Origin of the sequence: Acerihabitans sp., from assembly GCF_036398755.1 — a bacterium.
GTDB lineage: Bacteria > Pseudomonadota > Gammaproteobacteria > Enterobacterales > Enterobacteriaceae > Acerihabitans.
The window spans coordinates 1-23,857 of record NZ_DASWOM010000022.1 but is presented as its reverse complement, the minus strand read 5'-3'; the positions used below and the strand labels follow the sequence as shown (position 1 = coordinate 23,857).

Below are 23,857 nucleotides of genomic sequence, written 5' to 3'. Positions count from 1 at the left end.
GCAATAAAAGTGCCAAAGCTTGCCAATCATAAAAAGAAAATTGTGGCATCAAAGCCTAAAAATTGTATTGGGATGCTGAAATCGACTTGAGTGATAAAACAATTTACCGGCGCCGAACCGGCTATCTCTTTTGAATCCATTAAAATTCAGGGTGATATCTTGTCCATGCGAATTTTTTTTATTTGATTATCGCCTTATCGCGGGTATACGGGCGTTTAGCGGTCGTGATATTGGCGGTTTTGTGGCCGGCCATTTTTTTATGAACTTTTTACCTGCCCTACTGTGTCAATTATCCGATCGCATGCACCAAGGCGGTGCTTTTGACTAATTTTGGTGCACATAAATTTGCCATGCTTATCATTTTTCTTTTTTGATCCGTCTTGGTTTCGATAAACGTTGACATCCCGCCAATAGTTAATAGATTAATATACCTATGGTATACATTCAGACAGGTTACATTCCCGACATCCTCTGATTAATTACATGAAAGATAAAAATAAATTATGAATAAAACAACGTTATTGGAAGGCGGTAATGGCGGTCTTGGCAATCAGGCATATGAGGCGCTGCTGGATTTGATCGTTGCCAAAAAGTTGCAGCAGGGGGAACAGATACAAGAGCGCGCTTTAGCCATTCGTCTGGGTATCTCCAGGACTCCGCTTCGTGAGGCGATGCATCGGCTTGAGGGAGAGAAAATCCTGGAGCGTAAATCCAATAATCGGCTTTTTGTCCGCATGGTGGCTCTGGAGGAAATCCTGGAGATTCTTTATGTCAGACGCCTGTTGGAAACCGAGGCGGCGGCTCGCGCGGCCGGTAAAATCCCCCTCAATAAGCTGGCGCTTTTAAAGGAAAGGATTGAAAAGCTCAAGCTGGCGGGGGATCCCTTCAATTATGAGCATCAGAGGGTGGATGCGGAGCTGCATGGGCTTATTCTCCTTTACAGCGAAAACAAGCTCTTGGCCGAGATGATTAATGAACTGCGGCGCAGGACGCGGATGTTTTCACTCAAACGGGTGGACAAGCGCATGCTGCCCGTGCTGAATGAACATATGGCGATTATCGCCGCCCTTGAAAAGGGGGACGGCGAGCAGGCCGCACTGGAAGTCTCCCATCATATTGACAATATACGTACGTCGATAATTGAAAAGTTTTCCAGCCTCTGATCGCAATGCGTTTCGGCCTCCCGAATTCCTCTTTTAAAACCCCCATTCCGGCCCTGGGGCGCCAATGGGGCACGTAAGCCAGCGCAACCCCTTTCCATCCCGCCACATTCAGTAAGCAAAAATGGTCATTAAGATGAAACATTTTCAACTAATGGTTGAACACTCGACATCATTTACCAAAGACGATATCGTAGGCATCTGGATGTCTAAACGTTTAAACGTATGCTTTGAGGTTCTATAGTTATGCCGATTCGGGTTCTTGATGAGTTGCCAGCAGTAAATTTCCTGCGTAACGAAAACGTGTTTGTTATGACCACTTCCCGCGCGCGTACCCAGGAAATACGTCCGCTCAAGGTGCTGATCCTGAATCTGATGCCGAAAAAAATCGAGACGGAGAATCAGTTCCTGCGGTTGCTGTCCAATTCGCCGCTGCAAATTGATATCCAGCTGCTGCGCATCGACAACCATGAATCGAAAAATACGCCGGCGGAGCATCTCAACACCTTTTATTGTGATTTTGAGGATATCCAGGATGAGAACTACGACGGCCTGGTGGTGACCGGCGCGCCCTTGGGGCTGGTGGACTTTCAGGACGTGATTTTCTGGCCGCAGATAGACCGGGTCTTGCAGTGGGCGAAAGGGCACGTCACCTCGACGCTGTTTGTCTGTTGGGCGGTTCAGGCGGCGCTGAATATTTTATACGACATCCCCAAAATGACCCGGCGGGAGAAACTGGCCGGCGTATATCAACATAACACCCTCAAGCCTCATGCCCTGCTGACCCGCGGGTTTGACGAAACCTTTCTGGCGCCGCATTCACGTTATGCCGACTTCCCGTCCGACGTCATCCGCCAGTATACCGACCTGGAGATTTTGGCGGAATCGGAGCAAACCGGCGCCTACCTGTTTGCCAGCCCTGATAAACGCCTGGCCTTCGTCACCGGCCATCCGGAATATGACGCGCTGACGCTTGCCGGGGAATATCATCGCGATCTGGCGGCCGGCCTCAACCCGACTCTTCCGGTTAACTATTTCCCGGAGAACAATCCAGACCTGCCGCCCAGGGCCAGCTGGCGCAGCCATGGGCATTTATTGTTCGCCAACTGGCTGAACTATTACGTCTACCAGATTACGCCGTTTGATCTGAAGAAAATGAATCCCACCCTGGATTAAAAGGCAATACAGCTCGCGCCCTGTTCAGCGCCGGAGAGCTGTGCGCGCAGCGCGCCGAACAGCTCACGGCCACAGCCGATATGCTCCGCGCTTAGGTCGGGCCGCGTCACTGTCCGTTGCGCCAGTTCGGCGGCGTCCACCAGCAATGACAGTTCGCCGGTAACGCCGTTCACGCGTAGCAGATCGCCGGTCTGGATTTTAGCCAGTAAGCCGCCGTTATAGGCCTCCGGCGTGACATGGATGGCCGCGGGGACCTTGCCCGATGCGCCGGACAGACGTCCGTCGGTGACCAGGGCGATCTTATAGCCGCGATCCAGCAATACGCCCAGCGGCGGCATTAATTTATGCAGCTCCGGCATACCGTTGGCGCGTGGTCCCTGGTAGCGCACCACGATCACGCAATCCTGGTCCAGCGCGCCGGCGTCAAAAGCAGGGCCGACGTCATGCTGGCTTTCAAACACCACCGCCGGCGCTTCGATGATCTGATTGGCGGCGGGCACGGCGGAGGTTTTCATCACCGCGCGTCCCAGATTGCCATCCAGTACCTTGGTGCCGCCGTGATGTTCAAACGGCTGGCCGATACTGGCAATCACCTTGGGGTCCAGCGAGGCGTCGGTGCCTTCGCGCCAGGCCAGCACGCCCTGATCCAGCCAGGGTTCCATGGTGTAGCGGCTTAAGCCGAAACCGGCAACGGTATTGACTTCTTCATTAAGCAAGCCGCCTTTTAATAATTCGCGTATTACCAGCTGTACGCCGCCGGCATCGTGGAACTGGTTGATGTCCGCCGGCCCGTTGGGGTAAATACGCGACAGCAACGGCACGGCGTCGGACAGTTCAGAGAAGTCGTCCCAATTGATGATAATACCGGCGGCGCGGGCCATGGCCACCAGATGCATGGTGTGGTTGGTGGAGCCGCCGGTGGTCAGCAGGGCGATAATGCCGTTGACGATCACCTTTTCATCCACCAAGCGGCCAATCGGCAGATAGTTGCCGCTGTTTTCCGTCAGGCGCGTGACCTGCACGGCGGCGGCATCGGTCAGGGCGTCGCGCAGCGGGGTATTAGGCTGGATAAACGAGGATCCGGGTAAATGCAGTCCCATCATCTCCATAACCATTTGGTTGGAATTGGCGGTGCCGTAAAAAGTACAGGTGCCGGCGCTGTGATAAGACGCCGCTTCCGCTTCCAACATGCCCGCGCGGTCTATTTTGCCCTCGGCGTAAAGCTGGCGGACGCGTACCTTTTCTTTATTCGGCAAACCGCTGGCCATCGGGCCTGCCGGGACAAATACCGCCGGCAGATGGCCAAAGGACAGCGCGGCCATCACAAGCCCCGGGACTATTTTATCGCAAATCCCCAGGTATAAGGCGCCGTCGAACATATTATGGGATAAACCGATGGCGGCTGACATGGCGATGATTTCCCTGCTCATCAGTGACAGCTCCATACCGTCTTGTCCCTGGGTCACGCCGTCGCACATCGCCGGAACACCTGCGGCTACCTGGCCGACCGCGCCCACGCCGTGGAGCGCGTTTTTCAACCGCTGCGGGTAATGTTCGTAAGGCTGGTGGGCCGACAGCATATCGTTGTATGACGTGATAATGGCGATATCATTGCGGGTCATGCTTTTCAGCGCCAGCTTATCCTCGGGCTGGCAGGCGGCGAACCCGTGGGCCAGGTTGCCGCAGGCCAGCTGCGACCGGTGTACCGTTTTGGCGCGCGCGGCGTCGATGCGCGCCAGATAAGCGGTGCGGGTAGGTAGGGAACGGTCGATTACGCGTTGCGTCACGCGGGCTACGGTAGGATTCATATTTGCCTCACATTTAAGATTGAATGGTCAGGCCAGGTGCGCGCCACAGGCGCAGCCTGGCATGACCACGGAATTGATGCCCTGCCGCCGGCAAACCGCCGGATCGTTTTTTTTATGATGATGATGTTATGGTGGCGAAGCGGCATGCCGGCTTGTTTACAGTAAAATATCAGTAATTGAATCGTTTCAGCCAAAGCGGCTTAAAAAGCCGGATGCGCCTGTTGGCGGCTTCCGGCCGGGTATGGCAACTATTGTTCCTGACATAACAAGCATAGCTGTTATGTTGATATCCTGTGTAGCGCGCCGGGTGTTTAGCCGGCGTCTTGCGCAATGCGTTCTTTGATGCATTGCAGGGCATCGTTAATGACGCCGTCCACCGGTTGGTCGATATTCACCACCAGAACGTCTTTTTCATCGGCGCCCGGTTCCTCCAGGGTGTCGAACTGCGTGACCAGCATCTGGGTCTTGAAGAAATGGCCTTTACGGGCTTTCATTCTGGCTTCGATAACGTCGAATTCGCCCTTGAGATAAAGAAAGGACAGATTGGCGTTCCCTTCGCGCAGGCGATCGCGATAATGTTTTTTCAGCGCCGAGCAGACGATGAGGGAAATGGTATTGGTACGCTGCATCGCAAACGCGGCGTCATTAATGGCCGCCAGCCAGGGCGCGCGATCGTCATCGTTAAGCGCGTGTCCCGCCGCCATTTTGTTGATATTGGCGCGCGGATGAAGAAAGTCGCCGTCCAGGAAAGCGGCCGATAGCTCACGGGCCAGAGCGTTGGCCACCACGGACTTGCCGCTGCCTGAAACGCCCATTAAAACGAAGATATGGTTAGCTGTTGTTGTCATCGTAGGCTCCGTGGCCAGGTAAAAAGTGTATTGATGTTACCGGTAACATTATCAGGATTTTTACCGCGGTTTCCAGATGCATTGTGTTTTTTTCGCGCTAATTGTGATCTGCTTCAAACTAAAAATGTAATCTGAAACATTTTTATTACATTTCCGCCGGCGTCAGGGGCGCAGATCGGGGGATCTGAAAAAGTCTCATGCGCCCGCGGCGTCGAATGCCTGTAATTTATGCTAGGATGTTCTGCCTGTTTTGGCTCAATAAAAGACGTATTTTTTAGCGGTGGATGGGGTAATGGTTAACAATCGAGTGGACGAACTGCGCCGGCAATTAGCTCAGCGCATCATGGTGCTGGACGGCGGCATGGGCACCATGATCCAAAGTTACCGGTTAGAAGAAGCGGACTATCGCGGCGCGCGTTTTGCCGACTGGCCGAGCGACCTGAAAGGCAACAACGATCTGCTGGTGCTGAGCAAGCCGGAAGTGATTGCCGCCATCCATGACGACTACCTGGCCGCGGGCGCCGATATCCTTGAAACCAATACCTTTAACTCCACCGCCATCGCCATGGCCGACTATCAAATGGAGGCGCTGGTCAGCGAGCTGAATTTCGAGGCCGCGCGGCTGGCCCGTCTCAGCGCCGACAAATGGACGGCGCGCACGCCGGGGAAACCCCGCTATGTGGCCGGCGTCCTGGGTCCTACCAACCGCACCGCATCTATTTCACCGGACGTCAACGATCCGGCGTATCGCAACGTCAGTTTTGACCAGTTGGTAAGCGCTTACCGAGAAGCGGTCCACGCGCTGGTGGAAGGCGGCGTTGATTTGATTATGGTGGAAACCATTTTTGATACCCTAAACGCCAAGGCGGCGATTTTCGCCATTGAAACCGAATTCGAGGCGATGGACGTGCAATTGCCGGTGATGATTTCCGGCACCATAACCGATGCGTCGGGACGCACCCTTTCCGGACAAACCACCGAGGCGTTTTATAACTCGCTGCGACATGTCAAACCGCTGTCGTTTGGCCTGAACTGCGCGTTAGGCCCCGATGAACTGCGCCAGTATGTGGCCGAACTGTCGCGCATTGCCGATTGTTATGTCAGCGCCCACCCCAACGCCGGGTTGCCTAACGCCTTTGGCGAGTACGATCTCGGTCCGGATGAAATGGCCGGACAGATTAAGGAATGGGCGATTTCCGGTTTCCTGAATATCGTGGGCGGCTGCTGCGGCACCACGCCTGAGCATATTGCCGCCATGGCGCGCGCGGTCGAGGGCCTGGCGCCGCGCGTCCTGCCGCAAAGGCCGGTAGCCTGCCGCCTCGCCGGCCTGGAACCGCTGAATATCACAGCGGACTCCCTGTTCGTTAACGTGGGCGAGCGTACCAACGTTACCGGCTCGGCACGCTTTAAACGCCTGATTAAAGAAGATAAATACAATGAAGCGCTGGCGGTGGCGTTGCAGCAGGTGGAAAGCGGCGCGCAGATAATCGATATCAACATGGATGAAGGCATGCTGGATTCCGCCGCCGCCATGGTGCGTTTTCTGCATCTGATTGCCGGCGAACCGGATATATCCCGGGTGCCTATCATGATCGATTCATCGAAATGGGAGGTGATCGAGCAGGGACTGAAGTGTATCCAGGGCAAGGGCATCGTTAACTCCATCTCGATGAAAGAGGGCGAGGACGCGTTTATCCATCATGCCCGTATGGTGCGCCGTTATGGCGCCGCGGTGGTGGTGATGGCGTTTGATGAAGAGGGCCAGGCGGATACCCGGCAGCGTAAAATCGACATCTGCCGGCGCGCCTATCGCATCCTCACCGAAACCGTGGGTTTCCCGCCGGAAGATATTATCTTCGACCCCAATATTTTTGCCATCGCCACCGGTATTGAAGAGCACAATAACTATGCCCAGGACTTTATCGGCGCCTGCGCCGACATCAAGGCCGAGCTGCCCCATGCGCTGATTTCCGGCGGCGTTTCCAATGTGTCGTTTTCGTTTCGCGGCAACGAGCCGGTGCGTGAAGCCATCCACGCGGTTTTTCTTTATTACGCCATCAAAAACGGCCTGGATATGGGCATTGTTAATGCCGGCCAGCTGGCTATCTATGATGATCTGTCCGATGAATTGCGCGAGGCGGTGGAAGATGTGGTGCTTAACCGCCGCGCCGACGGTACCGAAAGGCTGCTGGATCTGGCCGAGAAGTACCGGGCCGGCAAAAACGACGACGATACCAGGCAGCAGCAGGCGGAATGGCGCGGTTGGCCGGTAAATAAACGGCTGGAATACGCGCTGGTAAAAGGCATTACCGAATTTATCGAAGCGGACACCGAGGAGTCGCGGCAGCAGGCGGCGCGGCCCATCGAGGTGATTGAAGGGCCGCTGATGGCCGGCATGAACGTGGTGGGCGATCTGTTCGGCGCCGGGAAAATGTTCCTGCCGCAGGTGGTGAAATCGGCGCGGGTCATGAAGCAGGCGGTTGCCTATCTGGAACCCTTTATCAAGGCGGGTAAGGAAAAACAAAAGGCGGCCGGCAAAATCCTGCTGGCGACGGTCAAAGGCGACGTGCATGACATCGGCAAAAATATCGTCGGCGTGGTGTTGCAGTGCAATAATTACGAAATCATCGACCTGGGCGTGATGGTCTCGATGGATAAGATACTGAAGTCGGCGCGTGAATTTAATGTGGATATTATCGGCCTGTCGGGGTTAATCACGCCGTCGCTTGACGAGATGGTCAACGTCGCCAAAGAAATGGAGCGCCAGGGATTTACCCTGCCGCTGCTGATTGGCGGCGCCACCACCTCAAAGGCGCATACCGCGGTTAAAATCGAGAAAAACTACAGCGGGCCGACGGTTTATGTGCAAAACGCCTCGCGCAGCGTGGGCGTGGTATCGGCCCTGCTGTCGGACGAGCAGCGTGACGCGTTCGTGCTGCGTACCCGCAAGGAATACGATACGGTGCGCATCCAGCACGGCCGCAAAAAGCCCCGTACGCCGCCGGTTTCGCTGCAGGCCGCGCGCGATAATGACCTGGCCATGGATTGGGAAAACTACACTCCCCCCGTGGCCCATCGCCTGGGCATTCAAGCCGTCAGCGCCACTATCGAGACATTGCGTAATTATATTGACTGGACGCCTTTTTTTATGACCTGGTCGCTGGCCGGGAAATACCCACGCATCCTGGAGGACGAGGTGGTCGGCGTCGAGGCCAAACGTCTGTTTGACGACGCCAATGCCCTGCTGGACCAGCTTTCGGCGCAAAAATCCCTCAACCCACGCGGGGTCGTGGGTATTTTTCCCGCCAACCGGGTCGGCGATGACATTGAGGTTTACCGCGATGAAAGCCGCCGCGAGATCCTGGTGGTTAGCCATCACCTGCGCCAGCAGACGGAGAAAAGCGAATTCGCCAATTATTGCCTGGCGGATTTTGTGGCGCCGAAAGCCTCCGGCAAGGCGGACTACCTGGGCGCGTTTGCCGTAACCGGCGGGCTGGAGGAAGATACCCTGGCGGCGGCCTTTGATGCCCAGCAGGACGACTATAATAAAATTATGGTCAAGGCGCTTTCCGATCGGCTGGCCGAGGCGTTTGCCGAATATCTCCATGAACGGGTGCGTAAGGTCTATTGGGGTTACGCCCCTAATGAGAATCTGGGCAATGAGGAGCTGATTCGGGAGAACTATCAGGGGATCCGTCCCGCGCCGGGTTATCCGGCCTGTCCCGATCACACCGAGAAAGCGGCTATCTGGCAACTGCTGAATGTGGATGACGCCACCGGTATGCGCCTGACGGAGTCCTATGCCATGTGGCCCGGCGCGTCGGTGTCCGGCTGGTATTTCAGCCATCCCGACAGTAAATATTATGCCGTGGCCCAAATTCAGCGGGACCAGGTGGAAGATTACGCCCGGCGTAAAAACATGCCCATCGCTGAAATTGAACGCTGGCTGGCGCCCAACCTGGGCTACGACGCGGATTGATACCTCTTTGGCAACACACCGGTAAAACCGGTGTGTTGCAGCGGTTATTGACCGCATGCCCCACGCCTGATCCCCGGTTTACCCCACGCGCCCACACCCATAAGTATCAAAAATCCACATGCTTAATATTTAATTTATTAGCAATATTCAATTTTTATTTTAAATGATTTATCGCTAATTAATTATGGCTAATAATATAATTATTTTACCTATTGTGATGAAAGGTTTAAATTAGAATGTACTTCAGGAGCAATCGGGAAAGGAAAACTTTAAATCATTTTTATGTTAACTATTATTTTTGAAATATTTAGCGAAACCTTTCAATGAAAATGCAGAGATGAGCGTTGTCAATATTTATAATTGAGGACAATCCTGTGGCTACCATTTATGGAGAAGGCGCCCTGGCGCCGGCGGTAAGGATTAAATACTTTAGACATATCGATAAAGTATATATGTCCTGGGGCGACAGGGTCCATTTTCAACCGCCTGGCGGTTTCAGCATGGCAATATAATTAGCAGTAAGAGGGTAAATAATGGATCAACATGACCAAAAAATATTTCTGACGATCCTGGTGGCCGCTTTCAGATCGACGCATCGCTACATGAAGCGCAATTATCCCCCCGGCAAGGATGTGGCGAAAAGCCCGCCCGCCACTTGATGGCGTTCGTCGTTCCCGCGATTAAACGGAGAAAACTGATGATTGAACATAATGTCCTGTTTCGGTTCAAACCGGCACTGGGTCAGGCTGATATTCAGCAAATTGCCGTGACGCTGCTGGCGATGGATCAGTATATTCCCGGTATTTTGAAGGCTTCGTGGCATGTTAACGCCAGCCGCGAACAGCACGATAAGGGCTTCAGGCATATGCTGCGGCTATGTTTTGCCGACAGCGCGGTTCTGGAACAGTATTTGACCCATCGCCATCATCTCTACGTATGTGAAAATATCCTGTTTCCGGTACTTGCGGACGGCGCGGGTTCGGTGCTGGTTTTCGACCTGTGGGGACATGAAAATACCTCCTCGATTTAAGCAGGGATTTGCCGGGCACTACTGTGCCTCGACGTTGATATGCAAAGTATCATAACGCCAATACTCCAGGTCGCAGTCGATAATGCGGCCATGCTGATCGCGGTTAATGCGGGTAATGAACAGCGCCGGACTGTTATCCGCCAATTTCAGCGCCTGCGACGCCGCCAGCGGAAAGGTGGTGGGCAACATGGCGAAACGCACTTTGCCATAATGAATGCCATAATGGTTGGCATAAAGTTCGGTGAGCGAAGAGGTCAAATCTTCTTGCAAAATCGCCGGGAAATAGCCTGGATTCAGATAATGCTCAACGTAAAGCACCGCGCGCCCGTCGATGCGCCTGACCCGGCGTATGCAATATACCCGTGAGCCGGTCGGCAATGCCAAATGCGTGCATATCGGCGCAGGCGTCGTTATTTCACCGGCATCCAATACCTCGGTTGCGGGTACGCGTCCCTGCTCACGCACCATGGCATGGAAATGACTGCGCGTAAGCGGGTTATAGACGATGCGCGGCGGGCTGACAAACCAACCGCGGCGTTCCTCGCGATATATCAGACCCTGTGCCTCCAATTGCCCCAATGCTTCCCGCAGGGTAATGCGGGTGGTGGTAAATTGTTCGCTTAACATCCTTTCCGCGGGCAAGCGGTCGTTGTGGCTCAATTCTCCTTGTTCAATCCAGCCGGTAATCGCCTGGCAAATCGCGGTAACGGTTTTTTGCCGGGACAGGCTGGCGCAAAAAGAAGCGCCATTATGCAGCATTTTTTTTACCGGTCTGCATGTTCATAGTGCACATTTTTCTGCCTTTGCGGTTGGGGTGGTAAAACCATAACAAAAAATCGTCTAAAAGAATTACTGACATCAAATATTCATCTTACTTAGGTAGATTGGCTTGGTTCTTGCTGGACTAGACCAGTAGAGTCCTTCACCTTCATTCCTTCACCCGGAGCATCATCTATGAAACTTCTGTTCGCTTCTGTGTTAACCACCGCCATCCTGATGGCAAGCCCGGCCGGTTTCGCCGCGCCCGCGGATGTCGCGGCCCTGGAGAAGGCGGCGCGCCAGGAAGGCGAGGTCAATAGTGTCGGTATGCCGGACAGCTGGGCAAACTGGAAGGATACCTGGGCGGATCTGGCCGGCAAATACGGCCTGAAGCATAGCGATACCGATATGAGTTCGGCGCAGGAGATAGCCAAGTTCCTGGCCGAGAAAAACAATGCCAGCGCCGATATCGGCGATGTGGGATCGTCCTTCGGCCCGGTTGCGGTACAAAAAGGCGTTACGCTGCCTTACAAACCCAGCACCTGGGATCAGATTCCCGACTGGGCAAAGGACAAAGACGGCCATTGGGCGCTGGCCTATACCGGCACCATCGCCTTTATTGTCAACAAACAAACGGTGAAAGACACGCCGCATAGTTGGGCCGATCTGCTGAAAGGCGATTATAAGGTCACCGTCGGCGATGTCAGCACCGCGGCACAGGCGACCAATGGCGTGCTGGCGGCCACTTATGCCATGGGCGGCGACGAGAAGAACCTGAAACCGGGCCTGGACTTTTTCGCCAAACTGGCAAAGGCGGGGCGTCTGGGACTGAATAACCCGACCATAGCGTCGCTGGAAAAAGGCGAAGTGGACGTGGGCATTGTCTGGGATTTCAACGGTCTTAATTACCGCGATACCATCGATAAAACCCGTTTTGATGTGCTGATCCCCTCCGACGGTTCTATTACCTCGGGCTACACCACGATCATCAATAAATACGGCAAGCATCCCAACGCGGCCAAGTTCGCGCGCGAATATATTTTCTCCGATGCGGGACAGATTAACCTGGCCCGGGGTTATGCCCGCCCGATCCGCGTGGAAAAGTTGACGCTGCCGGATGACGTAAAAGCCAAGCTGCTGCCCATCGAACAGTATAAAAACGCCCACCCTATCGCCGATCCGGTTGCCTGGGAAAAGAGCGCCAAGGAACTGCCGCGCCTGTGGCAGGAAAATGTCATGATGGCTATGCCGCAGTAAAGGAGGCGTGATGAAAACCCTGCTGGTGATACTGGACGGACTGAATTATCCGGTGGCCTATGACGCCATGGGATATCTGCACGCTGAGTGCGCGGCGGGGCATGGATGCCTGTATCAACTCGACTGCGAGCTGCCGTCTTTATCGCGCCCGCTTTATGAGTGCATCCTTACCGGCGTTACCCCGGTGGCGAGCGGCGTGGTGCATAATAACGTGGTGCGGTTATCGCACCATCGCAGTATTTTTCATTTTGCCCGCGCCGCCGGCCTCACCACCGCGGCGGCGGCCTATCATTGGGTTAGCGAGCTGTATAATCGCGCGCCCTTTGATGCGGTGCGCGATCGCCATACCATTGCGCCGGAGGCGGCGATTCAGTACGGGCATTTTTATCATGCGGATCACTACCCTGATTCCCATTTGTTTGAAGATGCCGAAAGCCTGCGCCTGCGCCACCAGCCGGATTTCCTGCTGCTCCATCCCATGAATATTGACGATGCCGGGCACCGCTACGGCCAATCGTCGCCGCAATACCGTAATATGGCCCGTACGGCGGACGGCTTGTTGTCACAATATATGCCCGCGTGGCTGGCCGCCGGTTACCAGGTGATCGTCACGGCGGATCACGGCATGAACGATGACCGCAGCCATGGCGGCATCCTGCCCGAGGAGCGCCGGGTGCCGTTGTTTGTGTTTGGCTCGGCCTTTAGCCAGGCGCCCGCCGCGCCGCGCCAGACGGAACTGTGCGGCACGATATGCGACCTGCTGGGGGTTGAGCACGATCGGCCGGCCTGCGCGGAGCTGTTGAAATGAAGGCCAAATGGCTGGCGGTATTGGTTATGCTGCCCTTTGCGCTGGTGTTTTGCGCTTTTCAAATCGCGCCGCTGGTGTGGATGACGGTGCATAGCTTTAACAGCGACATCGAAGGGTGGGGGATTGATAACTACCGGCAGATCCTGGGCTCGCCGTTTTATCGGCAGGCGATCTTCTTCTCTTTGCAAATTACCTTCTGGTCAAGCGCATTCGGGCTGTTGATCGCCCTGGTGGGCAGCTACTCGCTGCGCCAACTGGGGGCAACCCGCCTGCGCACCGCGGTGATGTCCTTCACCAATATGACCAGCAATTTTACCGGCGTGCCGCTGGCGTTCGCTTTTGTTATCCTGCTGGGCACCAATGGCTGCGTCACCCTTATACTGCGCCGCTATGGCTGGCTCGGGGATTTCAGCATCTACTCCAAAACCGGCCTGATGGTGTTGTACACCTATTTTCAAATCCCGCTCGGTGTGCTGTTGCTGTATCCGGCCTTTGACGGTCTGCGCGAGGACTGGCGCGAATCCGCCGCGCTGTTGGGCGCGGGCAGGTTGCGCTACTGGCGCCATATCGGCCTGCCGGTGCTGGCGCCGGCGTTGTTGGGTACCTTTGTCATCCTGTTGGCCAATGCCCTGGGCGCCTACGCCACGATTTTCGCCCTGACCAGCGGCAATTTCAACGTTATCCCGATCCGTATCGCGGCCCTGGTGGCGGGGGATCTGGAGCTTGACCCGAATATGGCCAGCGCGCTGGGGATGTTCCTGGTGTTGCTGATGGTGTTTATTACCCTGGTTCATCGCTGGGTGATGCGCAGGAGCTATACCCATGTGCGTTCCTGAGGTGTTATTGACCGGCAAAACGGGAGGGTATGAATGACGCGTGCCGAAAATCTCTATCACCGCGGCGTGGTCGCGGTGCTGCTGTTTATCCTGTTGTTGCCTTTGGTCGCCACCCTGGTTTACGCTTTTTCGAGCCAATGGGGTTCGACGGTGCTGCCGGAGGGTTTCACCTTGAAATGGATGGCCCAGCTCTGGCGGGATCCGCGTTTCCTGACGGCGCTGTGGCACTCGCTGTTGATTTGTTTTGGCGCGCTGGCCCTCGCCGTGGCGCTGGTGTTGCCGCTAATGTTTGTGATTGCTTACTATTTTCCGCAGCTCGACGCGCTGATGAATATTCTTATCCTGCTGCCGTTCGCCGTGCCGCCGGTGGTGTCGTCGGTGGGCCTGCTGCAGCTTTATTCCGATGGTCCGCTGGCCATGACCGGTACGCCGTGGATTTTGATCGGCTGTTATTTCACCATTGCGCTGCCGTTTATCTATCGGGCGATCACCAACAATATGCAGGCCATCCATCTGCGTGATTTGATGGATGCCGCCCAATTGCTCGGCGCCAGCACCTGGCGGGCGGCGCTGCTGGTGGTGCTGCCCAACCTGCGCAAGGGCTGCATGATTGCCGTGCTGCTGTCATTCTCGTTTCTTATCGGCGAGTTTGTGTTTGCCAACCTGCTGGTGGGCAACCGCTTCGAGACGCTGCAGGTCTATCTCTACAACAGCCGCAACGGCAGCGGTCATTTCACCAGCGCCCTGGTGATCTCTTATTTCCTGGTGGTGCTGCTGCTGACGCTGGTGGCGAATACCGTTAACAAGGGCAAGGAATAATCATGTCTTATCTGGCGGTAAAACAGCTTAATAAACACTATGGGCCGACCCAGGTGTTCGAGAATATCGATTTTGACGCGGCGGAAGGTGAATTCGTCACCCTGCTCGGGCCGAGCGGCTGCGGCAAATCCACCCTGCTGCGCTGCCTGGCGGGGCTTACGCCGGTGGACAGCGGGCAGATCCTGCTGCAGGGGCAGGATTTGGTGCCGCTGTCGCCGCAGAATCGCGGTATCGGCATGGTATTCCAGAGCTATGCCTTGTTCCCCAATATGACGGTCAACGGCAACGTGGCGTTTGGGCTGAAAATGCAAAAGCTAACGGCTACCGAGATTAAGCGCCGCGTTGACGAGGTATTGGATCTGGTGGAACTGCAGGAGTTCGCCCACAGGTATCCGCATCAGCTGTCCGGCGGCCAATGCCAGCGCGTGGCCCTGGCGCGTTCGCTGGTGACGCGCCCGCGTCTGCTGCTGCTCGATGAACCGCTATCCGCGCTGGATGCGCGCATACGCAAGCATTTGCGCGATCAAATCCGCCGCATCCAGCAGGAACTGCGGCTGACCGCGATCTTTGTTACCCACGATCAGGAGGAAGCGCTGACCTTATCCGACCGCGTAGTGCTGATGAACAAAGGCAAAATCGTGCAAAACGGCAGCGCCGAAACGCTGTATACCCAGCCGGTGGATGCGTTCGCAGCCGGGTTTATCGGCAGTTATAACCTGTTGAGCGCCGAGCAGACCGCCCAGCTTACCGGGCGCGACTGGCGCAGCCGGGTCGCCGTGCGTCCCGAGTCCATTATGCTATTGCCGGCCGGTCAGGGGATAAGCGCGCGGATTGTCGGCCATAGCCTGCTGGGTAATGTGATCCGCTATCGCGTGGCGGCGCAGGAGATTGAATTGCTGATCGATGTGTTGAACCGCTCGGTGGCCGATCTGCACCCGGACGGCACGCCGATTGGTCTACAGTTAGATATCACGACTTTATGTGAGGTGGCATGAGCCTGGCGTTATTTGATTTGGATGAGACACTGATCAACGGCGACTGCGCCAGTATGTGGAGTGAGTACATGCTTCGGCTTGGCTGGGCGCAACGCGACGGTTTTGTGCAGCGGGAACAGGCATTGATGCTACAGTACCGGCAGGGGACATTATCCATGGAGGAGTATATGTCGTTCACCCTGGAACCGCTTATCGGGCGCTCCCCATACGACGTGGCGCAGTGCGTCGAGGCGTTTATCGACGAGGCGATCGTTCCGGCCATACGGCAGTCCGCCCTGCGCTGTATCGCCGAGCACCGGCGCCTTGGCGATCGGAATATCATTATTTCCGCATCCGGCGAACACTTGGTCTCGCCGATTGCGCGCCGTTTCGGCGTCGATGAAACCTTATCGATACAACTTGAAGTTTATGATGATTCTTATACCGGTAAAACCCGTGGCGTATTAACCTATCGGGAGGGTAAAGTGTCCAGGTTGCTGGATCTGATCGAGGGGCAGGCGTGGATGTTGGCGCAGGCCAGTTTTTATTCCGACTCTGGCAATGACCTGCCGTTATTAAAACAGGTGGGTCACCCTTACGCCGTTAACCCCGACGGCATTCTGCTTCGGCAAGCGCAACTGGCTGGATGGCCGGTTCTGGATTGGTAAATAGTTGGTCTTCATGGAGTTTTAATCAGCGTGTTAACCTTGTTGCATCTGCTTTCCGCGGTAGCATTGCTGGTATGGGGAACGCATATTGTCCGTACCGGAATCATGCGAGTCTACGGTGCCCGCCTGCGGCAGGTGCTGAGCGGCAGTGTAGAAAAAAAACCGATGGCGTTTATGGCGGGCATCGGCGTTACGGCGCTGGTCCAGAGCAGTAACGCCACCGCGATGCTGGTGACCTCGTTTGTTGCCCAAGGCCTGGTGGCGCTGACGCCGGCCCTGGTGATTATCCTGGGCGCCGATGTCGGCACCGCGCTGATGGCCCGGGTGCTGACGTTTGACTTATCCTGGCTTTCCCCCCTGCTGATCTTTATCGGCGTTTGCCTGTTCCTTAGCCGTAAACAATCGCGCGCCGGGCAAATCGGCCGGGTATGTATCGGCCTGGGCCTGATACTGCTGGCCCTTGAGCTGATTGTGGCCGCCTCGACCCCCATCACGCAGGCCAATGGGGTCAAGGTGCTGTTTTCATCGCTGACCGGCGATGTGGTGCTCGACGCCCTGCTCGGCGCGCTGTTCGCCATCATCAGCTATTCCAGCCTGGCGGCGGTGCTGCTGACCGCGACGCTGACCGCCACCGACGTCATCTCGTTCAAGGTGGCGCTGTGCCTGGTGATCGGCGCCAACCTGGGCAGCGGTATCCTGGCGATGATCAACGCCAGCGGGCAAAACGCCGAAGGTAAACGCGTGGCGCTGGGCAGCCTGCTGTTCAAGCTGGTGGGCGGGCTGGTGGTGCTGCCGGCCATTTCTTTCCTGGCCGGCCTGCTTGAGCGCCTGCCGGTCGGCGCCTCGGAGCTGGTAATCTATTTCCATGTCTTTTATAACCTGATCCGCTGCCTGATCCTGGTGCCGTTCGCCGGGCCGATGGCGCGTTTGTGCACGCAATGGATAGGCGACACGGCGGCGGGCGATGTGGGCGTGCGGCCGCGCCATCTGGATACCAGCGCCCTGGATACGCCCGCGCTGGCGTTGGCCAATGCCTCGCGGGAAACCTTGCGCATGGGCGATGTGGTGGAAAGCATGCTGCTGCTGCATCGTGAAGTGCTGCACGGTCAGCCGAATAAGGATCGGGAAATACGCCGGCTGGATGATGATGTCGACGTGTTGTATACCGCCATCAAGCTTTATCTGGCCCAGATGCCGAAAGAAGATCTGGAAGAAGCGGATTCACGCCGCTGGGCCGAGATTATCGAAATGGCGCTTAACCTGGAGCAGGCCGGGGATATTATCGAACGCATGGCCGGCGACGTGGCCGCCAAGTCGCTGGCCACGCGCCGGGCCTTTTCCACCGAGGGGTTGCAGGAGCTTGATACGCTGCACGAGCAACTGACGTCCAACCTGCGCCTGAGTCTGTCGGTGTTCCTGTCCGGCGACCTCACCAGCGCCCGCCGTTTGCGCCGGGCCAAACACCGGTTTCGCATCACCGACAGGCGTTATGCGCATGCGCATGTCGATCGCCTGCATCAGCAAAACGTGCAAAGCCTGGAGACCAGTTCTCTGCACCTTGGGCTGCTTGGCGACATGAAGCGCGTCAATTCCCTGTTCTGCTCGGTGGCCTATAACGTTCTGGAGCTCAATGAAGAGGACGAAACGGAAGAGGGGGAGGAACGGCGCGACAAGGTCTCCGCCCCGCTCTGATGACCCGTTGCGCCTGGCGCGTGGCTCATCAGCCAAACAGGTTGTGATGCAGGGTCTTGACCACCTGCTCCGCGTCCTGTCCCGGCACCAGCAGGCAGAGGTTATGGCTGCTGGCGCCATAGCATATCAGCCGGATATTAAACGGGTCCAGCACGCCGAACACATCCTTACCCACCCCGCGGGCCTGGTAGAGATGATTGCCTATCAGGGCGATCAGCGCCAGGTCCTCCTCCACTTCCACCCGGCACAGGGATGAAAGTTCAGTGAGCAGGGACGTGGTCAACAGGCTGGCGCTGGACGAGGTAGACCCGGTGGTGTCCATGGTCAGCGCCACGCTCACCTCGGAAGTGGTGATCAAATCCACGGAAATATAATGCCGCGCCAGGATATTGAACACTTCGGCCAGGAATCCGCGCGCCTGCAGCATATTCAGGCTGTGCAGGGTCAGCAGCGTTTGCCGGCGGCGCAGGGCGATGGCGCGGAACAGCGGCGGATTATGGGTTTTATTGTATACCAGCGTGCCGCCGGCATGGGGATCCTTACTGGAGCCGACAAACACCGGGATATCGCTGCGCACCGCGGGCAACAAGGTGGCCGGATGCAGGATTTTAGCGCCGAAGGTGGCCATTTCCGCCGCCTCCTCGAAGCTTATCTCATCAATACGCTTGGCCTCGGGCACCACGCGCGGATCGGTAGTATAGATGCCCGGCACATCGGTCCAGATATCAATGCGCTGCGCCTTCAGCGCTTCGCCCAGCAGGGCGGCGGTATAATCGCTGCCGCCCCGTCCGAGCGTGGTGGTGCGACCCTTGGCCTCGCTGCCGATAAAACCCTGGGTAATGATCAGCGCCGCGTCGATGCGAGGCAGCAGCAGGCTTTGGGTCAATTCCTTCAGGGTACCGATCTCCGGTTCGGCGTGGCCGAAACGGTCATTGGTGCGCATCACCTTGCGGATATCGAACCACTGGGCTTCTATCTGGCGCTGGCGCAGCACTTCAACGAACAGCAGCGTCGACATTAATTCGCCGTGGCTGACCAGTTCATCGGTCAGGGCGTGGGAGGTGGCAAGGCCCGCCGCCTCGGACAGCATGGCGATATTATCGAGCATGCGGTCAATTTCCTCGCGAATCACGCGCGCGTCAGCCAGCCGGTCGATAATGGCATATTGGATACGGCGGATTTCATCAAGATGGAAGGCGCGTCGGTCGGGTTGTTTACCTTCGGCCAGCGCGACCAGCAAATTGGTTACGCCCGCCGATGCGGACAACACCACCAGGCGTACGGCGGCATTGGACAACACGATATCCGCGCTGCGGTTCATCGCGTCGAAATCAGCGACACTGGTACCGCCGAATTTCGCCACGATAGGGGAATGTACTGATTCTGCCATGCTAATAATGCCTCTGATGCCTCGTGTCAGGATGTCATCCTTGATGACAACGTTTTTACGCTTTGGCACGAGTCAAGGGCGGGAAACAGGGAGCAGGCGTAGAGAACTACGGTACACCCAGAAGCGCCCCACCGTGCCTATCGCCAACGGCGAAAATGCGGGTGACAACCCATGGGATTCAGCCCATGCGGCCGGAGACGCCGGCCCGTTTGCCGTACGCCGCCTCGGCGTCGCTCCCCCTGGGGTTTCTTCAGCGGAAAACGGATCCTCCGAAACCCTGCCTGGGCGACGCGCCTCTTCTGGTTCACGCAACGGGTGCGCTACTAGAACCTTACAAATAGCGGGTAATTACCCCGGTGTCAACGGGCAGCGCACGATGAAAACGCAATTATCCTGAAAAGAGCGCGATCGCAATAAAAGGGGTCGCAACTCGTGAGCTACGCGATACAATCATTGTCATCACGTTTTTTTATTCTCAATAAGAGCGTTGCCGATGAAAAATATAAACCCTAGCCACACCGCGGCCTGGAAAGCGCTGCAGCAGCATTTTGAACAGATGAAGGATGTCACCATCAGCGAACTGTTCGCCAAGGACCACAACCGCTTCGACACTTTCTCCGCCACCTTTGACGACCAGATGCTGGTGGACTACTCCAAAAACCGCATTACCCATGAAACGCTGGAAAAATTGCAGGCCCTGGCCCGCGAGTGCGATCTTGACGGGGCCATCAGATCAATGTTCTCCGGCGAAAAAATCAACCGCACCGAAGATCGCGCGGTGCTGCACGTCGCCCTGCGTAACCGCAGTAACACCCCGATTCAGGTGGACGGCAAGGACGTGATGCCGGACGTTAACGCGGTACTGGCTAAAATCAAACAATTCTGCGCCCGTGTTATCGGCGGCGAATGGAAGGGCTATACCGGTAAAGCTATAACAGATGTGGTGAACATCGGTATCGGCGGCTCGGATCTCGGGCCGTATATGGTGACCGAAGCGCTGCGGCCGTTTAAAAACCACCTGACCATGCACTTCGTGTCCAACGTCGACGGCACCCATATCGCCGAGACGGTAAAGGATCTCGACCCGGCCACCACCCTGTTTCTGGTGGCGTCGAAAACCTTTACCACCCAGGAAACCATGACCAACGCCCATAGCGCGCGCGATTGGTTCCTGCAAACCGCCGGCGACGAAAAACACGTGGCCAGGCACTTCGCCGCGCTGTCCACCAATGCCAAGGCGGTGGGCGAATTCGGTATCGATACCGAAAATATGTTCGAATTCTGGGACTGGGTTGGCGGACGTTATTCCCTATGGTCGGCCATCGGCCTCTCCATTGCCTTGTCCGTGGGTTTTGCCAATTTTGAGCAACTGCTCAGCGGCGCGCACGCCATGGACCGTCATTTCAGGGACACTCCGGCGCAACAGAACCTGCCGGTGCTGCTGGCGCTTATCGGCATCTGGTATAACAATTTCTACGGCATGGAAACGGAAGCCATCCTGCCCTATGATCAGTATATGCACCGTTTCCCCGCCTATTTCCAGCAGGGCAATATGGAGTCCAACGGCAAGTACGTAGACCGTGACGGCCAGCCGGTGGATTACCAAACCGGTCCGATTATCTGGGGGGAACCGGGCACCAACGGCCAGCATGCATTTTACCAGCTGATTCATCAGGGCACCAAAGTGGTGCCATGCGATTTTATCGCGCCGGCGACAAGCCACAATCCGCTCAGCGATCATCACGCCAAGCTGCTGTCGAACTTCTTTGCCCAAACCGAGGCCCTGGCGTTTGGTAAATCCCTGCAGGTGGTCGAGGACGAATTTGCCGCGGTGGGTAAAACGCCGGAACAGGTCAGCCACGTGGCGCCGTTCAAAGTCTTCGAGGGCAACCGGCCGACCAATTCCATCCTGCTTCGGGACATTACCCCCTTTAGCCTGGGCGCGCTGATTGCGCTGTATGAGCATAAAATCTTTACCCAGGGCGTTATCCTGAATATCTACACCTTCGACCAATGGGGCGTGGAACTGGGTAAACAGCTGGCGAATCGTATCCTGCCGGAACTGGCGGCCGATGATCGGGTCACCAGCCATGACAGCTCAACCAATGGCTTGATTAACCGCTTCAAGGACTGGCGCGGCTGATCCGCTCGGCCAACTGGCCGGCCGGCAAGCGGCCGCCGGTTGGCCCGCGTAGGCGCGTTTTCAGGCGCCGCGGGCGGCTTTGGTGAAAACGGCCATGTGTTAACTGACTGTTACTAAGTGGTTTTCTACCAAATATTAAGGATTTTCTTAAAAAAAACCGGGAGCGCTTGTTTTCAGAATAGGGGACTTGCCGCCGGCAGCAATATAAACACCTTCCCTAAGCCATTATTTTAAAACACGCGCGGCACTTATATAGTTTTATACGGACAATCCTCGCCATTCATGCGCCGATAGCGGAATTGTCTGATTTTATGCCCTGGCGTGAACTTCACTATCGTCGATTAATTGCGCCTTAAATAGCATTAGCGGTGCTTAATATTGCTTTTATCCATAAAAACAGCGTATTTCACTGGATTGCCGCGTACCAGTGCGATACCGCGCATTTTTTCGGCAAAATCGGGGATGATGAATGCAAGATATATTTTATTGCATTATATTCCTTTATGATGCTTATATAAGGCAAATCATCATTTCATTGCTTTATAGTCATCATCCTCATGAATCAAAGGTAATAAATATGAATAAACTGTTTAGTGTAGTAATGGCTGCAATGTTGATGGCTAGTGGTTCTTATGCGTTTGCTCAAGCGCCAGGCAACAGTAGCGGTGATACCACTACTGCTTCTGGTTTGAGCTCCGGGGCTGCCACGGCAGTCGGCGTTGGCGCGGTAGCGCTGTTAGCCGGGGTTGCTTTAATCGGCGCCCACAACGACGATAACGGTGGCGGCGCAACGCCTAGTACCGGTACCACCACCTCAACGGTGCAGTAATAATAATTACTCGATAACCACACGCAAGTGTGGTTATTTTTTGGTCTCCTTTCGTTTGGGATGAACGACGTGCGCTATTTATTTATGGTGGTGGTGTGCTTTCTGGTGGCCGCTTGTAGTCAGTCGCAAAAAGGTATCGGCGAAACGTTCAAACTGGCGCTGTTCGGCACGCCGGATGTTGAATTAACGCCAGAGCAGGTTCATGACATTCCGTACGCCAGTATTTATGCCCGGATCAATGACGGCTCGCAGATATTCATGGTGCTGGCTTACGCCGAACACGGCGATTTAAAATGGGTGTCGCGCGATAAAGCCATGCTGGTGACCCGCAACGGTCGTCTGGTAAAAACCCTGGGTCTGTCCGACAACCTCCTCGAAGTAACTAATCTGGCCTCCGATCCGCTGGCTCACGCCCAAAGGATTACCGACGGCACCGAATGGACGCGCATCCAGTCCTGGACTGAAGATAAGCAACTGCGCTCGGCAACCCTGGTTTCCCGTTTCACCCTTGCGGGCACCGAGACAATCACCGTACTTAATGCGCCCCACGCTTATCGCGTCATCAATGAGGATGTGACGGTGACGGAGCTGAACACGCATTACCAAAATCGCTTTTGGATCGAACCAGGCACCGGCGCCGTGCGCAAAGCCCAACAATTTGTCGGGCCGGGTAATTTCCCGATAGAAACCATCACTTTAAACCCTTATAAGCCATGAAAAAACAACTCTTACTCGTAGTGAGTTTATGTGCTGGTTTTGTTGCCTGCGCCGCTGCCGACAGCCGCGTGGCGGTCTATTCTCCCGGTCAATCGCAGCCGGTGGTGCTGACGGGGATCGATAACCTTCGGCAACTGACGCTCGATCCTAAACTGGCCGGTCGCACCTGGTGGCCCGGCACCGTTATCGCGGAAAGCCTGGCCACCGCCGTGCAGCAGGATCAGCAGCGGCAATTACTGGCGCGCCTGAGCGCCCTGAGCGCCGATTTCCGCCAGGATAACGACCTGGATCTGGCTAATACCGTTGACCGCGTGCGCGGCCAGCTTGCCGCCTTGAAGGTGACCGGCCGTCAGTTCGTCTCACTCGACGCGGATGAGATTCGCCTACAGGCCGGCGCCAATCGTAGATTGGTCGGCGACTACAGCCTGTATCTGCTGGCTAAGCCGACCAGCGTCCATATTTTCGGCGCGGTGACGCCCACCGGAGCGCAGCCGTTTCTGGTGAGCCGCGACGCGGATGATTATCTGCTCACCCATCAGCGCCTGAGCGGAGCGGAAAAAAGCTATGCCTGGGTGATATTGCCGGATGGCCAGGCCAAATCGGTGCCGGTGGCCTACTGGAACCGTCGTCATAATGAAGTGGCGCCGGGCAGCGCGATTTACGTGGGTTTTTCCTCATGGTCATTGCCGCGGGCTTACCAGGACATAAACGAAAAAATTGTTTCCTTGCTGACTCACCGGATCCCTGACTGATGAAAACACAATATTTACTAAGTCTCATCGCGCTGTCAGTGGCCTCCGCTTGCCAGGCGGCCTCCTATACCGAGCCGCTGGGGCCTTCGCAGATGGATATGGGCGGCGCCGGTTTGTTGCAAACCCCTACCGCGCGCATGGCAAAGGATGGTGAATTCAGTCTGAACTACCGGGATAACGATCAGTACCGGTTCTATTCCATCAACGTGCAG

General features: G+C 56.0%; 20 protein-coding genes and 1 riboswitch. Of the genes, 16 read left to right on the top strand and 4 right to left on the bottom strand.

The genetic code is table 11. The annotated features are described in order from the left end of the window. Window positions 1-503 precede the first annotated feature (503 nt). Together VGC33_RS04670 and metA are read left to right on the top strand one after the other, a co-directional pair. Window positions 504-1,163 carry a GntR family transcriptional regulator gene (locus tag VGC33_RS04670; RefSeq protein ID WP_331119564.1) on the top strand — a complete coding sequence of 220 codons (660 nt, stop codon included), beginning with the start codon at window positions 504-506 and terminating at the stop codon, window positions 1,161-1,163. Between the two features lie 243 nt (window positions 1,164-1,406). Then, a complete protein-coding gene (metA, locus tag VGC33_RS04665) occupies window positions 1,407-2,336 on the top strand; it encodes a homoserine O-acetyltransferase MetA (protein ID WP_331119562.1) in 930 nt (309 codons plus the stop codon). On the opposite strand, the gene edd is transcribed toward metA, so the two are convergent. Both edd and gntK read right to left on the bottom strand, forming a co-directional pair. Next, window positions 2,333-4,144: a phosphogluconate dehydratase gene (edd, locus tag VGC33_RS04660; protein WP_331119560.1), complete on the bottom strand. Its 1,812-nt coding sequence runs from the start codon at window positions 4,142-4,144 to the stop codon at window positions 2,333-2,335. The two genes, metA and edd, sit on opposite strands and share 4 nt — an antisense overlap. A 311-nt stretch (window positions 4,145-4,455) precedes the next feature. Continuing rightward, window positions 4,456-4,992: a gluconokinase gene (gene gntK / locus VGC33_RS04655; RefSeq protein ID WP_331119558.1), complete on the bottom strand. Its 537-nt coding sequence runs from the start codon at window positions 4,990-4,992 to the stop codon at window positions 4,456-4,458. A gap of 292 nt (window positions 4,993-5,284) precedes the next feature. On the opposite strand from gntK, the gene metH reads away from it, so the two are divergent. Both metH and VGC33_RS04645 read left to right on the top strand, forming a co-directional pair. Next, a complete protein-coding gene (gene metH / locus VGC33_RS04650) occupies window positions 5,285-8,971 on the top strand; it encodes a methionine synthase (RefSeq protein ID WP_331119556.1) in 3,687 nt (1,228 codons plus the stop codon). A gap of 697 nt (window positions 8,972-9,668) precedes the next feature. After that, entirely contained in the window at window positions 9,669-10,001 is a 333-nt protein-coding gene (locus tag VGC33_RS04645; protein WP_331119554.1) for a Dabb family protein, read from the top strand. 18 nt (window positions 10,002-10,019) lie between these two features. Here the strand turns inward: VGC33_RS04645 and VGC33_RS04640 are convergent, their stop codons facing one another. Next, complete coding sequence (locus tag VGC33_RS04640; RefSeq protein WP_331119552.1) at window positions 10,020-10,760, bottom strand: UTRA domain-containing protein; 741 nt, start codon at window positions 10,758-10,760, stop codon at window positions 10,020-10,022. Window positions 10,761-10,955: 195 nt separating this feature from the next. On the opposite strand from VGC33_RS04640, the gene VGC33_RS04635 reads away from it, so the two are divergent. The 7 genes from VGC33_RS04635 to VGC33_RS04605 are packed head-to-tail and all read left to right on the top strand — an operon-like array spanning window position 10,956 to window position 17,814. After that, entirely contained in the window at window positions 10,956-12,017 is a 1,062-nt protein-coding gene (locus VGC33_RS04635; protein ID WP_331119550.1) for an ABC transporter substrate-binding protein, read from the top strand. A 10-nt stretch (window positions 12,018-12,027) separates the two neighbouring features. Then, the gene (locus VGC33_RS04630; RefSeq protein WP_331119548.1) at window positions 12,028-12,825 is read left to right on the top strand and encodes an alkaline phosphatase family protein; all 798 of its coding nucleotides are present in this window, start codon (window positions 12,028-12,030) and stop codon (window positions 12,823-12,825) included. Then, on the top strand, window positions 12,822-13,661 hold the full coding sequence (locus tag VGC33_RS04625; protein WP_331119546.1) for an ABC transporter permease: 840 nt from the start codon (window positions 12,822-12,824) through the stop codon (window positions 13,659-13,661). The genes VGC33_RS04630 and VGC33_RS04625 overlap by 4 nt, the downstream gene beginning before the upstream one ends. Before the next feature lie 33 nt (window positions 13,662-13,694). Further along, the gene (locus tag VGC33_RS04620) at window positions 13,695-14,480 is read left to right on the top strand and encodes an ABC transporter permease (protein WP_331119544.1); all 786 of its coding nucleotides are present in this window, start codon (window positions 13,695-13,697) and stop codon (window positions 14,478-14,480) included. Between the two features lie 2 nt (window positions 14,481-14,482). Further along, window positions 14,483-15,475 carry an ABC transporter ATP-binding protein gene (locus VGC33_RS04615; RefSeq protein WP_331119542.1) on the top strand — a complete coding sequence of 331 codons (993 nt, stop codon included), beginning with the start codon at window positions 14,483-14,485 and terminating at the stop codon, window positions 15,473-15,475. Beyond that, window positions 15,472-16,122 (top strand): HAD family hydrolase, encoded by a 651-nt coding sequence (locus VGC33_RS04610; RefSeq protein ID WP_331119540.1) that lies wholly within the window; start codon window positions 15,472-15,474, stop codon window positions 16,120-16,122. The genes VGC33_RS04615 and VGC33_RS04610 overlap by 4 nt, the downstream gene beginning before the upstream one ends. Window positions 16,123-16,152: 30 nt before the next feature. Beyond that, window positions 16,153-17,814, top strand: coding sequence for a Na/Pi cotransporter family protein (locus VGC33_RS04605; RefSeq protein ID WP_331119538.1), 1,662 nt, complete (start codon window positions 16,153-16,155; stop codon window positions 17,812-17,814). A gap of 28 nt (window positions 17,815-17,842) precedes the next feature. On the opposite strand, the gene lysC is transcribed toward VGC33_RS04605, so the two are convergent. Then, complete coding sequence (gene lysC / locus VGC33_RS04600) at window positions 17,843-19,204, bottom strand: lysine-sensitive aspartokinase 3 (RefSeq protein ID WP_331119536.1); 1,362 nt, start codon at window positions 19,202-19,204, stop codon at window positions 17,843-17,845. Window positions 19,205-19,317: 113 nt separating this feature from the next. After that, window positions 19,318-19,511, bottom strand: a riboswitch (Lysine riboswitch). A 186-nt stretch (window positions 19,512-19,697) separates the two neighbouring features. Here lysC and pgi point away from each other — a divergent pair. The 5 genes from pgi to VGC33_RS04575 form a co-directional block, all read left to right on the top strand. Continuing rightward, complete coding sequence (gene pgi / locus VGC33_RS04595; protein WP_331119534.1) at window positions 19,698-21,347, top strand: glucose-6-phosphate isomerase; 1,650 nt, start codon at window positions 19,698-19,700, stop codon at window positions 21,345-21,347. A 469-nt stretch (window positions 21,348-21,816) separates the two neighbouring features. After that, window positions 21,817-22,176: an exopolysaccharide production protein YjbE gene (yjbE, locus tag VGC33_RS04590; protein WP_331119532.1), complete on the top strand. Its 360-nt coding sequence runs from the start codon at window positions 21,817-21,819 to the stop codon at window positions 22,174-22,176. A 69-nt stretch (window positions 22,177-22,245) separates the two neighbouring features. Continuing rightward, window positions 22,246-22,893, top strand: coding sequence for a YjbF family lipoprotein (locus VGC33_RS04585; RefSeq protein WP_331119530.1), 648 nt, complete (start codon window positions 22,246-22,248; stop codon window positions 22,891-22,893). After that, window positions 22,890-23,645, top strand: a complete 756-nt coding sequence (locus VGC33_RS04580; RefSeq protein WP_331119528.1) for a capsule biosynthesis GfcC D2 domain-containing protein — start codon at window positions 22,890-22,892, stop codon at window positions 23,643-23,645. The genes VGC33_RS04585 and VGC33_RS04580 overlap by 4 nt, the downstream gene beginning before the upstream one ends. Beyond that, window positions 23,645-23,857, top strand: a 213-nt coding sequence (locus VGC33_RS04575; RefSeq protein ID WP_331119526.1) for a YjbH domain-containing protein, incomplete at its 3' end; no start/stop codon positions are given. The genes VGC33_RS04580 and VGC33_RS04575, both read left to right, overlap by 1 nt.